At 33.7% G+C, this 13927-nt stretch carries 13 protein-coding genes; 6 read left to right on the forward strand and 7 right to left on the reverse strand.

The features are described from left to right. Nucleotides 1-52: 52 nt before the first annotated feature. Nucleotides 53-724, forward strand: coding sequence for a response regulator transcription factor (locus AMQ68_RS22390; RefSeq protein ID WP_054512785.1), 672 nt, complete (start codon nt 53-55; stop codon nt 722-724). After that, the gene (locus tag AMQ68_RS22395; RefSeq protein ID WP_054512786.1) at nt 724-2001 is read left to right on the forward strand and encodes a HAMP domain-containing sensor histidine kinase; all 1278 of its coding nucleotides are present in this window, start codon (nt 724-726) and stop codon (nt 1999-2001) included. The genes AMQ68_RS22390 and AMQ68_RS22395 overlap by 1 nt, the downstream gene beginning before the upstream one ends. A 71-nt stretch (nt 2002-2072) precedes the next feature. Here the strand turns inward: AMQ68_RS22395 and trpS are convergent, their stop codons facing one another. The 7 genes from trpS to ileS all read right to left on the reverse strand — a co-directional run bounded on the left by trpS (nt 2073) and on the right by ileS (nt 9001). Continuing rightward, nucleotides 2073-3041, reverse strand: coding sequence for a tryptophan--tRNA ligase (trpS, locus tag AMQ68_RS22400; protein ID WP_054512787.1), 969 nt, complete (start codon nt 3039-3041; stop codon nt 2073-2075). A 292-nt stretch (nt 3042-3333) separates the two neighbouring features. Then, nucleotides 3334-3978, reverse strand: a complete 645-nt coding sequence (locus tag AMQ68_RS22405) for a vancomycin high temperature exclusion protein (protein ID WP_054512788.1) — start codon at nt 3976-3978, stop codon at nt 3334-3336. Nucleotides 3979-3993: 15 nt separating this feature from the next. Further along, nucleotides 3994-4632 (reverse strand): lipoprotein signal peptidase, encoded by a 639-nt coding sequence (locus AMQ68_RS22410; protein WP_054512789.1) that lies wholly within the window; start codon nt 4630-4632, stop codon nt 3994-3996. Then, nucleotides 4632-4820, reverse strand: a complete 189-nt coding sequence (locus AMQ68_RS22415; RefSeq protein WP_054512790.1) for a hypothetical protein — start codon at nt 4818-4820, stop codon at nt 4632-4634. The genes AMQ68_RS22410 and AMQ68_RS22415 overlap by 1 nt, the downstream gene beginning before the upstream one ends. A gap of 19 nt (nt 4821-4839) precedes the next feature. Further along, a complete protein-coding gene (locus AMQ68_RS22420; RefSeq protein WP_054512791.1) occupies nt 4840-5085 on the reverse strand; it encodes a DUF6576 domain-containing protein in 246 nt (81 codons plus the stop codon). An 80-nt stretch (nt 5086-5165) separates the two neighbouring features. After that, nucleotides 5166-5546 (reverse strand): TraR/DksA C4-type zinc finger protein, encoded by a 381-nt coding sequence (locus tag AMQ68_RS22425; protein WP_054512792.1) that lies wholly within the window; start codon nt 5544-5546, stop codon nt 5166-5168. A 59-nt stretch (nt 5547-5605) separates the two neighbouring features. After that, a complete protein-coding gene (gene ileS / locus AMQ68_RS22430; protein WP_054512793.1) occupies nt 5606-9001 on the reverse strand; it encodes an isoleucine--tRNA ligase in 3396 nt (1131 codons plus the stop codon). 506 nt (nt 9002-9507) lie between these two features. On the opposite strand from ileS, the gene AMQ68_RS22435 reads away from it, so the two are divergent. The 4 genes from AMQ68_RS22435 to AMQ68_RS22450 all read left to right on the forward strand — a co-directional run bounded on the left by AMQ68_RS22435 (nt 9508) and on the right by AMQ68_RS22450 (nt 13925). Continuing rightward, nucleotides 9508-11187, forward strand: a complete 1680-nt coding sequence (locus AMQ68_RS22435; RefSeq protein WP_054512794.1) for a M23 family metallopeptidase — start codon at nt 9508-9510, stop codon at nt 11185-11187. Nucleotides 11188-11335: 148 nt separating this feature from the next. Beyond that, nucleotides 11336-12628, forward strand: a complete 1293-nt coding sequence (locus AMQ68_RS22440; protein WP_054512795.1) for a phenylacetate--CoA ligase family protein — start codon at nt 11336-11338, stop codon at nt 12626-12628. Between the two features lie 19 nt (nt 12629-12647). Next, on the forward strand, nt 12648-13250 hold the full coding sequence (locus tag AMQ68_RS22445; RefSeq protein WP_123905758.1) for a hypothetical protein: 603 nt from the start codon (nt 12648-12650) through the stop codon (nt 13248-13250). 69 nt (nt 13251-13319) lie between these two features. Then, nucleotides 13320-13925 carry a hypothetical protein gene (locus tag AMQ68_RS22450; protein ID WP_054512797.1) on the forward strand — a complete coding sequence of 202 codons (606 nt, stop codon included), beginning with the start codon at nt 13320-13322 and terminating at the stop codon, nt 13923-13925. Nucleotides 13926-13927 lie beyond the last annotated feature (2 nt).

The raw sequence follows: 13927 nt of genomic DNA on the forward strand, positions 1-13927 counted from the left end.
GATAGAGGCTAAATAGGGCCTGTAAAAGTATTATCAACCAAGAAGCACAGATATGAAGATTTTAATTATAGAAGATGAACCGGAATTAAGAAATGTAGTGCAAAGTTTTCTTGAAGCAGAACATTTTATTGTTGAATATGCTGATGATTATCAATCGGGGTTAGAAAAGATCATCTCTTATGAATATGACTGTATTCTTTTGGATATTATGCTGCCCAACGGAAATGGAATGGATCTTCTGAAGGAAATTAAAGCGATGCATAAAAAAGATCCCGTAATTATTCTATCTGCGAAAGATTCTGTAGATGATAAAGTGAACGGATTGGAAATTGGTGCAGACGATTATCTTGCCAAGCCTTTTCATCTGGCGGAATTAATGGCAAGAATTAAATCTGTCATCAGACGAAAAAATCAGGATGGCGAAAATACCATTAGCTATAAAAATATTCATATTGATCCGGAAAGCAGGGTTGTGAAAATTGATGATAATGAATTGATCCTTAATCGTAAAGAATATGATCTTCTCTACTATTTTGTGGTAAACCCGGAAAAGACGTTGCAAAAAACGATGCTTGCAGAAGCGATTTGGGGAGATTACATTGATCAGGCAGACAGTCTGGATTTCATTTATTCTCAAATTAAAAATCTCCGTAAAAAATTAAAAACACTCAATTCACAAGCTGATTTTCAGGCTGTTTATGGGATTGGCTATAAATTTATTTAATGAAAGTTTCTCTAAAATATTACACCATAAAGTACCTCATCACGATCTTGTTATTGATCATTGCTGTTTGGGCTGCTTTGTTTTACGCCTATATTTTAGATGAAGTATATGATAATGTAGATGATGGGTTAAAAAACAGGAAAATACAAATTATTAAGGCTGTTTATTTTGATGAAAACCTGTTAAAGAATAATGAATTTGGTTTTAATGAATTTAAAATAAATCCAATCTCGGCATCCGACTATAAAGATAAGAATAGTCTGTATAATAAAATGTATTATATGGAATATGATGATGAAGAACAGCCCTACCGGGTTCTTAAAACAGATTTTATAGATCAGTTTGGAAAACATCAGCAATTGACCATCAGAACATCTACGGTAGAAGAGGATGAGCTGGTGTACGACCTTACAACTGCCTTAATTGTTTTATATCTGTTATTGGTCGTAAGTATTATTGCCGTTAACGGATTTTTGCTTCATAAAGCCATGAGACCGTTTTATTTAATCCTCGATAAGCTTAAAAAATATCAGTTTGGTGTTTCTTCTTCTTATGAGCCTCAAAATTATTCTATAAAAGAATTCGAGGAGTTGAATATTGAGATTAATGAAATGATTGAGCGTAATGAACTTGTTTTTCATCAGCAGAAACAGTTTATCGAAAATGCTTCTCACGAATTACAAACGCCATTGGCAATCGTGATTAATAAAATTGATCTCTCAATTCAGAATGATGAACTGGATAAGAAAAATCTCAACTTTTTGAATGATGTTAAAAACGATCTCAGAAGAATGGCAGGATTGAATAAATCTTTGTTAATGCTTTCTAAGATTGAAAATAATCAGTTTAATAAAATATCTAATGTCAATTTTAATGTATTAATTAATGATTTAGTAAAAAGCTACGAAGATTTTATTGAGTTCAAAAAGATCAACATCAATGTTGTAGAAAAAGAAATTTTTGAAGCGGTTTTTGATCCCGATTTGGCTAATATTCTTTTGTCTAATTTGCTTAAAAATGCGGTGAAGTATAATAATCAAAATGGAGTCATCAATATTATCACCGAAAAACAAAAACTGATATTTCAAAATACAGGTTCCGGAATTCCTTTGGATCAATCTCAGATTTTTAATCGTTTTTATAAGCAGGGTTCAGATCAGGGATCTACAGGATTGGGGCTTTCTATCATTAAGACGATCATAAAACAATATCCCAGATTAGATATTACCTATGAATTTAAAGAGGGAATGCATTGTTTTGTTCTTTCGAAGAATTAATACCAGATTAAAATGACAAAAAACAAAAGCCTTTCAATGTGAAAGGCTTTCTTATATTTTAAAAGTTTGAATTATATTCCTAAACTTTCTCTTACTCTTTTGATTGTTTCAGTGGCAATGACTCTCGTCTTTTGCGCACCTTCCTGAAGTTTAGCCTCCAGTTCATTAAGATTGCTCATGTAATAACTAAACAATTCTCTTTCTTTGGTAAAGCGAGTCAGTATTAAATTAAAAAGCTCCATTTTAGCATGTCCGTAACCGAAATTTCCGGCTAAATATTTAGCTCTTAATTCTTCAGTCTGTTCAGGTGTAGCAACCAGTTGATAGATCGCAAATGTTTTATCTGTTTCCGGATCTTTAGGTTCTTCTAAAGATTTTGAGTCAGATTCAATGCCCATTATCTGCTTTTTCAATTCCTTTTCAGGTAAGAAAATATTGATAATATTTCCTCTTGATTTAGACATTTTGTGTCCGTCAAGTCCGGGAACATATTTTGTGTCTTCCTGAAGTTCAGATTGAGGTAAAACGAAAACTTCACCCATCTGATTGTTGAATCTTGAAGCTACATCACGGGCGATTTCTAAATGTTGAAGCTGATCTTTTCCTACAGGTACAATTTCAGCATCGTACAATAAAATATCGGCAGCCATCAAGATAGGGTACGTAAACAAACCTGCGTTTACGTCCTGTAATCTGTCTGCTTTATCTTTAAATGAATGCGCTAACGTTAATCTCTGATAAGGAAAAAAACAAGATAAATGCCAAGATAGTTCACAGGTTTCAGGGATATCACTCTGTCTGTAAAAGAATGTTTTTTCGGTATCTAGTCCACAAGCAAGCCAAGCCGCAGCTATTTCGTAGGTATTTTGTTTCAATTCTTTCGCGTCTTTGATCTGCGTTAATGAATGAAGATTCGCGATGAATAAAAATGATTCATTTCCTTCCTGTTTTGATAGCTCAACAGCGGGAATAATTGCACCCAACAAGTTTCCAAGGTGTGGTGTTCCGGTGGCTTGAATGCCGGTAAGAATTCTTGACATTTGTTTAAATTATTTATAAAAATTAATGAATTGCAAATTTAATTATTTTCCCACTGATTGCACAGATTTTCACAGATGATTGTGTTTTTCTTTATTTAAACGCAAAGATTTTATTTCCAAACCTATTATTTTTAGAAGGCAAAGGCAAATAAATTTGCTGCGTGAAGCTTGAAAACAGAGCTTCATCAAATCAACTTATTGATTCTTCTTTGCTCACTTGAGATTAATTATTATTAGATTAAATCTTTGCATTAAAAAAAGCATAATCTGCGAAATCAGAATGAGAAAGAAGTTAAGGAATTAAAATTTTCTCTCCTCCAAATTTCGGTTCAACTCCCAACAGAAGATCCCAATAGGCTTTTGCTTTAGCAAGGTATTCGCGCATATTGGTTTTAAAACCTGCATATTTATTCACATCTTTAGCGTTGTAGCCAAAAGCTTCAATTCCGTTTTGTTTGGCTAAAAATACCGCTCTTTCATTGTGGAATTTTTGTGATATAATAACCAACTTCGTTTGTCCAAAGATTTCTTTAGCTCTTACCACAGAATCAAGGGTTCTGAAACCTGCATGATCCAGAAAAATATGGTCTTGTGGAATTCCGTATTTCATTAAGGTCAATAGCATATCTTCAGGCTCGTTATAATCTTTCGTGCTATTGTCTCCGCTTACGATGATGTATTTGATCTTTCCGCTTTTATAGAGATCTATTGCGGCTTGTATTCTGTTGTAGAAATACGCATTGGGAAGTCCGCTGTTTAAATTTTTGCTTGTTCCTAAAAGTAACGCTGTTTTTGTTTCAGGAACATCAGCAATATTATAGGATACGGACGCATCACTTTCTTTTTTGATGCTGTAATTCGCCCAGGCAATAAAAATAAATCCTGCAACAATAAGAAGCAGGAATATTTTAAATATAGTTTTGATTATTTTATTCATCTTGTATAATTCTTTTTAGAATTCAAGGCCATTGGGAAACGCCTTCTTTCTGAAAACTAATAATAAAACCGCACCAACGGTGATTGCAGAATCTGCAACATTGAAAATATATTTGAAAAACTCCAGGTGCTTTCCTCCGATTAGTGGAAAACTCTCAGGAACGTTCCAGTCTACCAAAGGGAAATGGAGCATATCAACCACACAACCTCTCATAAATGTAGAGTAACCTTGTCCTATCGGTACAAGCTTAGAAACTCCGCCATACCCGATCCATCGGTCTATACTAGGATCATATATTGTTCCGCTGTCGAAAAGTAATCCGTAAAACATTCCGTCGATAAGATTTCCTATGGCACCGGCAAAAATGATAGCCATTGGGATAATAAGATAGTTGGATGCTCCTTGTTGTAACCACTTTTTGAACATATACACCATTCCTCCTATTAAGAATATTCTTAAAATAACAAGGAAGTATTTACCAATAACTCCTCCAAAATGAAGGCCGTAAGCCATCCCCGGATTTTCTACAAAAGTAAGTTTGAAGCCTGGTAAAACGGTAACGCTGTCATCTAGATTGAAATGAGTTTTAATATAGATTTTTGAAGCCTGGTCAATTAATAAAATAAGAAAAGTGATAAGTGCAATCTTCTTCATTACAATCCTTTTGGTTTATAAGGTTTTCCTATTTTTTCGTTTTTCTTACCAATGACTTTCTTAATCGTCTTAGTGTTGTGATGCATCTTGGTATGGAATTTCTCGAACTCGATGTTCATATCTTTTAAAACACTTTTCAGCGCATTCAATTCCATTGCATTTTTAGTGTGTACTATTATAGACTCCATCTTTATTTTATTTAAATATTTACTTTTTAGACAATTCGTCTAACCTTCTTCTGTCTTTAGCAGACAAATCATTGACTCCATTTTTGCCCATTTTGCTTAAAAGGTGGTCAATTTCTTTTTCCCTGTCGCGTTTATCGGAATTAAATTGATCATCAATTGTATAGTGGGTATGTTTCTCAGGAAAGAATCTGTTTTTGATCCAAACTCTGTTGAAAAACCATAACACGACCATAAGTATGACCCCTAAAATTAACAATTCGTTCATGGATATAAATTAAAAATTAGGTTTATAAAGTATTTCATGAAATACGATATAAACCCAAATTTATTTTACAAACCTTACGGTTATTTCTGCATATTTTTCGCTTCGATGCTTAGTGTAGCATGAGGAACGGCTAATAATCTTTCTTTAGGAATCAGCTTTCCTGTTACTCTACAAACACCGTATGTTTTATTCTCAATTCTGATTAAAGCATTCTTAAGATCGCGCACGAATTTTTCTTGTCTTCCTGCCAAAATAGAGTTTTGTTCTTTGCTTAGTGTCTCAGCTCCCTCTTCAAATGCTTTGAATGTTGGAGAAGTATCATCCGTCCCATTATTCTGGTCGTTGATGAAGCTTTCTCTGATCAGCTGCAAATCTTTTTCTGCTTTCTCTATTTTCTCTTTAATGATCGTTTTAAACTCTTGTAAATCAGAATCATTATATCTTACTCTTTCGTCTGACATGTTCTTTTCTCTTTTTTAATAAAATTATGAAATGGGATTTGAAAAACAATAACTATATATTAATTTTTTTCAACATTTATCTTAAATTTAACCTCATCTATCTCGATTTCGTTAAAATTTGGAAGTGAAGATACAATTTCTATTTTATTTGACAAGACCTCGGATGAAATATATTCTTCATTTTTCTGAATATCATTCAGGAAAGGTGAATTTTCTTCTACAAAGATCTTTATCTTATCCGTTAATTCAAAATTTTGCTCTTTTCTAATATTTTGAACTCTATTGATAAACTCTCTTGCAATCCCTTCAGATTTTAACTCATCTGTTAGCGTCAAATCTAATGCCACAGTTAATTTTCCTTCACTTGCTACCGCCCATCCAGGTAAATCTGTCGTGATAATTTCTACATCTTTAATGTCAATCCAGTGACCTTCAATACATAATTCTTCATTTAGCTCAAGCTCAAAAATTTCTTGTTTAGTTAAAGTTGCCAATCTATTTTTAACAACATTCATATCTTTTCCAAGTTTTGCACCTAATTTTTTGAAATCAGGTTTCACAGATTTTTCAATCATGTGATTTGCTTGCTGAACATCCATTGTTAATAATTTTTTTACATTGACTTCTTGCTCAACTAAATTCGCAATGCTTAAAATTTTATCACCAAATTTATCATCCATAACTGGAACTAAAACTCTTGAAAGTGGCTGTCTAACTTTAAGATTATGTTTTTTTCGTATTGAAAAAACTAATGATGTGATTGTTTGTGCTAAATGCGTTTTTTCAACCAAATCCTGATCGATTAAACTTTCATTAGCAACAGGGAAATCTGTCAAGTGAATAGATTCAGCATTTTCTTTTCCTGTTACTTTATTTAAATCCTGATACAATTGATCCATAAAGAACGGAGCGATTGGCGCAGATAATTTAGCAACAGTCTCAAGACAAGTATATAAAGTTTGGTAAGCAGAGATTTTATCTTCTGAGTAATCTCCTTTCCAGAAACGTCTTCTACACAATCTTACGTACCAGTTACTCAGGTTATCGTTCACAAATGTGTTGATGGCTCTTGCAACTCTTGTAGGTTCGTAGTCTTCGTAGAATGCCTTTACTTCTTTTATTAATAAATTTAATTCAGACAATATCCATCTGTCGATTTCTGGTCTGTTTTCAATTTCTTTTTCAGAATAATTGAATCCGTCAACATTCGCATACAATGCAAAGAATGAATACGTGTTGTATAATGTTCCGAAGAATTTTCTTCTTACTTCATCAATTCCTTCAACATCAAATTTCAGGTTTTCCCAAGGATTCGCATTCGAAACCATGTACCAACGCGTCGCATCAGGTCCGTAATTGGAAAGCGTTTCAAACGGATCAACTCCATTTCCTTTGGATTTTGACATTTTTAGACCGTTTTTATCCAAAACAAGTCCGTTACTCATTACATTTTTATAAGCAACTGAATCAAAAACTGCTGTTCCGATCGCATGAAGCGTGTAGAACCAACCACGAGTCTGGTCAACACCTTCCGCAATGAAGTCTGCAGGGAATGCTTTATTATTGTCAATTAATTCTTTGTTTTCAAAAGGATAGTGCAACTGCGCATAAGGCATAGAACCTGAATCGAACCAAACGTCAATCAAGTCGCTCTCACGATTCATTGCTTTTCCTGATTCTGAAATCAAAACAATTTTATCAACGATATTTTTATGTAGATCAACCAAAGAATAATTTTCTTCAGACATATTTCCGATCTCAAAACCTTTGAACGGGTTTTCTGTCATCAATCCTGCTTCGATAGATTTTTCGATCTCGTTGTATAGCTCTTCTACAGAACCGATGATGATCTCTTCTTTCAGATCTTCAGTTCTCCAGATTGGTAATGGAATTCCCCAATATCTTGAACGGGAAAGATTCCAGTCGTTTACATTTTCTAACCAGTTACCGAAACGTCCTTCTCCGGTTGATTTTGGTTTCCAGTTGATTTCTTTGTTTAAATTAACCAATCTGTCTTTTACAGCAGTCATTTTCACAAACCAAGAATCTAGAGGATAATATAATACAGGCTTGTCGGTTCTCCAGCAGTGTGGATAACTGTGAACATATTTCTCTACTTTGAAGGCTTTATTTTCTATTTTTAATAAAATTGCCAGCTCTACGTCCCAAGATTTTTCAGGTGCAGTGCCTTCATCATAATATTCGTTCTTGATGTATTTTCCAGAGAATAATTCCGGAACATTTTCTCCTGTGATGAATTTTCCCTGAAGATCTACTAGCGGAACTAAATTGTCGCCTTCATCCTTTATTAACATTGGAGGGATTTCAGGCTTAGCCATTTTAGCCACTCTCGCATCATCAGCACCAAATGTAGGGGCTGTATGTACGATACCTGTACCATCTTCTGTTGTAACGAAATCACCTAAGATTACTCTGAAAGCATTTTCAGGATTGTCATTTGGTGTAAACCAAGGAACTAATTGTTCGTATCTTGTATCAACAAGTTTTTCTCCTGTAAATTCCTTTAAAATTCTAAATGGTATTACTTTGGTTTCCGGAGTATAGTTGGTAAAATCTTCATCTGTACCTTCAGCATATTTCTTACCAAATACTTTAGGTAAAAGAACGCGAGATAATACAACAGCTATCGGTTCAAATGTATATTGGTTAAATGTTTCAACCAAAACATATTCAATATCTCTACCTACGGTAAGGGCCGTGTTAGATGGCAACGTCCAGGGAGTTGTTGTCCATGCAAGGATGTGTACATCTCCATCAACATCGTTGAATAAAGTAGATAAATCTTTTTTAACTTTAAACTGAGCTACAACCGTTGTATCAGAAACATCGTGATAAGTTCCGGGCATATTTAATTCCGCAGAAGAAAGTCCTGTTCCTGCTTTTGGAGAATAAGGTTGGATGGTGTACCCTTTGTACAATAAATCTTTGTTGTACAATTGCTTCAACAACCACCAAACAGTCTCCATGTATTTTGGCTTGTAGGTGATATAAGGATCATTAAGGTCTACCCAATATCCAATTTTCTCGGTAAGGGTATTCCAAACATCCGTGTAGCGCATTACTGCTTCACGACATGCTTTGTTGTAATCTTCAATAGAAATTTTTTTGCCAATATCTTCTTTAGTGATTCCTAATTCTTTTTCTACGCCTAGCTCTACAGGAAGTCCGTGTGTATCCCAACCCGCCTTACGGAAAACCTGTTTTCCGTTTTGGGTCTGATAACGACAGAAAATATCCTTTAATGCTCTAGCCATAACATGGTGAATTCCGGGCATACCGTTTGCTGAAGGCGGACCTTCATAAAAAACAAACTCAGGTTGCCCCTCACGAATCTCAACACTTTTATTGAAAGTTTTATTTTGTTTCCAAAATTCCGCTACATTGTCTGCTACGTCAATAAGGTTGAGGTTTTTGTATTCTTTAAATTGGCTCATTGTAATATCTCAATATCGTTGATTAATTAAGTTGGCAAATTTACTAAAATTTGTCGGTTTATAATATATGTTTTATTTTGATATTTCCAATTAAAAAGTTCTGTTTCAGAAATATAAATGTTGGAATTAATTTTTTGTGCATTGTGCATTGTGAATTGTGAAGTTTTTGATCTGAATTTTAAACACAAATAACACTAATGTTTTCACAAATGTCACAATTTTATAGAGTGTTGTATCAATAGGAGTACGCTTTAGCCCGCTTTCAAAATGAATACTTTGAATTTGGTTTTAACCAAAATTTAAAATATTTCTCACAGATTTTATTTTAGCGCCAAGTTTTTATTGAATAATAATTAATTTGAATTAAGGAAATAAGAATCAACTTGTTGATTTGATGAAGCTGAATCGTAATCCTCGTCAAAGAAATATGCATAATGATCTACGAAAATCTACGGAAAATAAAAACAAAATTTTGTAACTTTAATATAACACTTAAAACCATTTGTATGAAAGTCTTTTCCCGATTGATAATTCTTTTTTGTCTTGTCAGCTACATTACAATGTTTTCCCAAAATAATTATCCACAAGGTTACTTTAGAAATCCTTTAAATATCCCCATTAATCTTGCAGCCAACTTCGGAGCAGTTCGTTCCAATCATTTTCATATGGGGTTGGATATCCGAACCAATAGCCAGGAAAACTTACCAGTCGTTGCCGCAGCAGAGGGTTATATAAGCAGAATAAAAGTAGAGCGATATGGTTTTGGAAATGCGGTGTACGTTACTCATCCGAATGGGTATACCACAGGTTATGCTCATTTAAATAAATATTTTGATAAGCTGGATGAATTCGTAAAAGAAAAACAATACAAAGACGAAAAATGGGAGCAGGATATTGTTTTTTCAGCGAATCAATTTCCTGTGAAGAAAGGACAATTAATTGCTCTGAGTGGTAATACAGGAGGTTCAGCGGGGCCGCACTTACATTTTGAAATCAGAGATACAAAAACTGAAGTATGTCTCAATCCTTTGCTTTTTGGTTTTACTATTCCGGATACTATTGCCCCGATTATTAGTGGGTTGTATTGGTATGACCGACGTTTCAGTACGTATGAACCCGGAGCTAATGGAGTTGCGGTAAAAAAAACAGGAAATAATTATACCGCAAATGTCGTGCAGGTGAGTTCTCCCACCATAAGTTTTGCCATAAAAGCGGTGGATAAAGCCAATCAGGGTTTTAATTTAGGAATTTATGATGCAGAATTGTTGATGGATGGGAAGTCGGTTTATCATTTTAAAATTGATAAAGTGAGTTATGAAGATACTCGCTATAGTAATGGTTGTATTGATTATGCAAAGTTCGTTCAAGATAAAATGAGTATTCAGCATTTATCGACTTTGCCGGGAATGAAATTGGAGAATTATAGTGTTGGTTCAAACGGGATTATCAATCTTAAAGATGAAGAGATTCACACTATTGAAATTGTTTTAAAAGATGTGAATGGAAATACAAGTCGGCTTGCTACAAAAGTGCAGTTAACTAAAAGTTTAGATAAGATTTCTTCTAATGATAAAACGGTCACCCCAAATCAAGCAAAAACCATTAAAACAGAAAATGCAGAAATTAATTTGAGCAAGAATGCTGTGTATGATGCCGTGAACTTCAATATGTATGAAAAAAATGGAGGTGATGCCATTTCAAATGCGGTTGTGTTAAATAGTCCATTAATTCCAATTCATGATAATTATATGGTAAAAATAAAGGCTAACAGGAAATTAACCAATGAAGAAAAAGATAAAGTCGTCATGCAGCTCGATTATGGGAGTGATGTCAGCGCAGTAAAAGGAAAATGGAATGGAGATTGGGTAGAAGGCGAGTTTAACAGATTAGGCACAGCGAAATTATTATTAGATACCAATTTGCCTTCTGTGTCTCCCAGTTGGAAAGATGAAATGCTTCTTAACGGTAGTTTTTTACGATTAAAAGGAGCAACCAACATTGGTGATATTGTTTCATTCCGTGCAGAGCTTGATGGTAAGTGGCTTAGGTTTGCGCGTGTAAAAGATGATTTTGTTTATAATTTTGATGAAAAATGCCCAAAAGGTTCGGGTTTGCATACGTTGAAAGTGACAACAATCAACACTGCGGGGAATACAAATACTCAAACTTTTACTTTTCGTAGATAATTTTATTTAAACACTAATGTCACAAATGGGTTTCACGAATAAGCACAGAATTAAACCACAATCATCTGCGAAAATCTGTGGTTAAAGTTTCCTAGGAAGCAATCTTTTAATTTTAATTAAATAAATTTGTCACTTAAAATAAAAACCATTGGAATTCTATCCATCAATCGAAAAATCAAATATTCAGGAAATTAAACAATTTCAGGAGCAAAAACTTCAGGAGCTTTTAACTTATCTTGAAACTAATTCGCCATTTTATCAGAGATTATTTAAAGAAAATAATATCAATATTGCTGATGTTCAGTCTCTAGAGGATTTACAAAAGATCCCGACGACAACGAAAAACGATATTCAGCAAAATAATGACGATTTTTTCTGTATTCCAAGTCATAAAATCGTGGATTATAGTACGACATCAGGAACATTGGGAGATCCTGTAACTTTTGGTTTGTCAGACAACGACCTTGAAAGATTGGCTTATAATGAGGCGATTTCTTTTGCCTGTGCAGGAATTCAAAAAGGAGATGTTGTACAGATGATCACAACCATCGACAAAAGATTCATGGCCGGATTGGCTTATTTTCTTGGATTGAGAAAAATGGGTGCAAGTGTCGTGAGAATGGGGCCCGGAATTCCCGAATTGCAATGGGACTCTATTTTTAGATATAAACCTAAATATTTAATCACCGTTCCTTCTTTTCTGTTGAAGATGATTGATTATGCTGAAAAGCATGGGGTTGATTATAAAAACTCCAGTGTTTATGGAGCGGTTTGTATCGGAGAAAGTATCAAGAATCAGGATTTTACGGATAATATTCTTTCACAGAAAATTAAAGAGAAGTGGAATATTAAATTATTTTCAACCTACGCTTCTACAGAAATGAGCACTGCTTTTACGGAATGTGAATTTCAAGTTGGAGGACACCATCATCCTGAATTAATTATTACAGAAATTCTGGATAACGAAGGGAATTTGGTTCAGGAAGGAGAAAGTGGGGAATTAACGATTACAACCTTAGGCGTTGAGGCGATTCCGTTATTAAGATTTAAAACCGGAGATATTGTAAAAGCCCATTATGAGCCTTGTGAATGCGGAAGAAATACAATGAGATTAGGCCCTGTAGTTGGAAGAAAGCAGCAGATGATTAAATACAAAGGAACAACCTTGTATCCGCCTGCAATGAATGATATCTTGAATGATTTTAATAATATTTTGTGTTATCAGATCGTTATTCAGTCTAATGAAATTGGGTTGGATGAAATTATCATTAAAATAAGCACAGACAGCAAATCAGAAAATTTTGTAAACGAAGTAAGAGATCATTTCCGCGCAAAATTGAGGGTAAGTCCAAAAATTGAGATCATAGATTTTGATGTTTTATCTAAAACAGTGTTTAATCCAAACAGTAGAAAACCCATTACATTTATAGATTTAAGATAATACAAATACACAAACACACATGAAAAAAACTTTATTTCTACTACTAATTAGTCTTTCCATAGGTTTGATGGCTCAAAGAGTCAAAGTTATTTCAGGAGATTATAACTTTTTAAAAGACCAGAAATTTGTAAAAGTCATTTTTAAATATGATCATATGAAGTTTGATAAAAAGAACTTAAATGAAGCAGAGTTTATGGCTAGAAGAATGGCTGAAGTTGAAAAAGCAAGCGGTAAAGATGAGGCAGAAAAATGGAGAGGAGATTGGGAACATAATAAAGCTCAAACTTTTCAGGATAAATTTTTAGCATCTTGGAATAAAAATACCAAGATTGAAGCTTCTACAAAATTTGATAAAACAAAGTACACACTAATCGTAGAGCCTACATGGATTTATCAAGGTTGGTTCGGAGGTATCATTAATGATCCTGCACAGATGAATTCCAGAATGACGTTTGTAGAGACAGAAAATCCGGATAATATTTTGATGGTTGTGGAAGGGATCAAAGCGGTGGGCGATAATGTTGTAGGGATTCCGAATAATAATTACAGAATTGCAGAATGCTTTGCAAAAACTTCAAAAATGTTAGCAATAAAAGTTGAATATTACATTCATAAAAAATAGATACATCAAGTTTTTTTTGGCTGTTTTTTTACCTTTATATTTACAAGCGTTAAAATAAAATTATAAACTATGAAAAAATTATTATTGCTATTGTTTATGGCAATGGCAGCAACAACTTTTGCACAGAATCAAATCAACTTTGAATCGGGGAATTTTGATTTCCTGAAAGATCAAACTGAAGTAAATGTTCAACTGAAATTTGATAATGCCGTTTATCAGGAGAAAAATTTAACAGAAACAGAATATGTTGAAAGTAGAAAAGCTGAAATTACTGCTAGAAAAGGTGAAGTGGTATGGCAAAGTTGGACTAGAGAATGGGAAAGATTTAAAAACACACAATATTTAGAATACTTTTTCAAAGGAGTTAATAGCAAATCAAAAAAGGTAACTTTTAGAAATGATGTTAAAGCAAAATACACCTTAATTATTGATGCAAAATGGATCTACGCTGGTTGGTACGGAGGAATGATCGGTTCTCAGGAAGCAAAACTAACTGCCAATTTGATTTTTGTGGAAACTGATAATCCTGAAAAAGTAGTCATGAAGTTACTTGCGGATAAAATTCAGGGGAAACAAATGAATCCAGATTTTTCGTGGGAGTACGGAAGAATTGCTGCGGCATATGAAGTTACCGGAAAGAAGTTAGGTAAAGAAATTAAAAGTAGCATAAAATAAAA

Source organism: Chryseobacterium sp. ERMR1:04 (assembly GCF_001297705.1).
In the GTDB taxonomy this organism is placed as follows: Bacteria; Bacteroidota; Bacteroidia; order Flavobacteriales; family Weeksellaceae; genus Chryseobacterium.

Bases quoted from the DNA above. Each gene is read 5' to 3' on its own strand.
- trpS (WP_054512787.1), bottom strand. From the start codon at position 3,041: ATGTCAAGAATTCTTACCGGCATTCAAGCCACCGGAACACCACACCTT.
- AMQ68_RS22395 (WP_054512786.1), top strand. From the start codon at position 724: ATGAAAGTTTCTCTAAAATATTACACCATAAAGTACCTCATCACGATC.
- AMQ68_RS22435 (WP_054512794.1), top strand. From the start codon at position 9,508: ATGAAAGTCTTTTCCCGATTGATAATTCTTTTTTGTCTTGTCAGCTAC.
- AMQ68_RS22405 (WP_054512788.1), bottom strand. From the start codon at position 3,978: ATGAATAAAATAATCAAAACTATATTTAAAATATTCCTGCTTCTTATT.
- AMQ68_RS22415 (WP_054512790.1), bottom strand. From the start codon at position 4,820: ATGGAGTCTATAATAGTACACACTAAAAATGCAATGGAATTGAATGCG.
- ileS (WP_054512793.1), bottom strand. From the start codon at position 9,001: ATGAGCCAATTTAAAGAATACAAAAACCTCAACCTTATTGACGTAGCA.
- AMQ68_RS22425 (WP_054512792.1), bottom strand. From the start codon at position 5,546: ATGTCAGACGAAAGAGTAAGATATAATGATTCTGATTTACAAGAGTTT.
- AMQ68_RS22410 (WP_054512789.1), bottom strand. From the start codon at position 4,632: ATGAAGAAGATTGCACTTATCACTTTTCTTATTTTATTAATTGACCAG.
- AMQ68_RS22450 (WP_054512797.1), top strand. From the start codon at position 13,320: ATGAAAAAATTATTATTGCTATTGTTTATGGCAATGGCAGCAACAACT.
- AMQ68_RS22445 (WP_123905758.1), top strand. From the start codon at position 12,648: ATGAAAAAAACTTTATTTCTACTACTAATTAGTCTTTCCATAGGTTTG.
- AMQ68_RS22420 (WP_054512791.1), bottom strand. From the start codon at position 5,085: ATGAACGAATTGTTAATTTTAGGGGTCATACTTATGGTCGTGTTATGG.
- AMQ68_RS22390 (WP_054512785.1), top strand. From the start codon at position 53: ATGAAGATTTTAATTATAGAAGATGAACCGGAATTAAGAAATGTAGTG.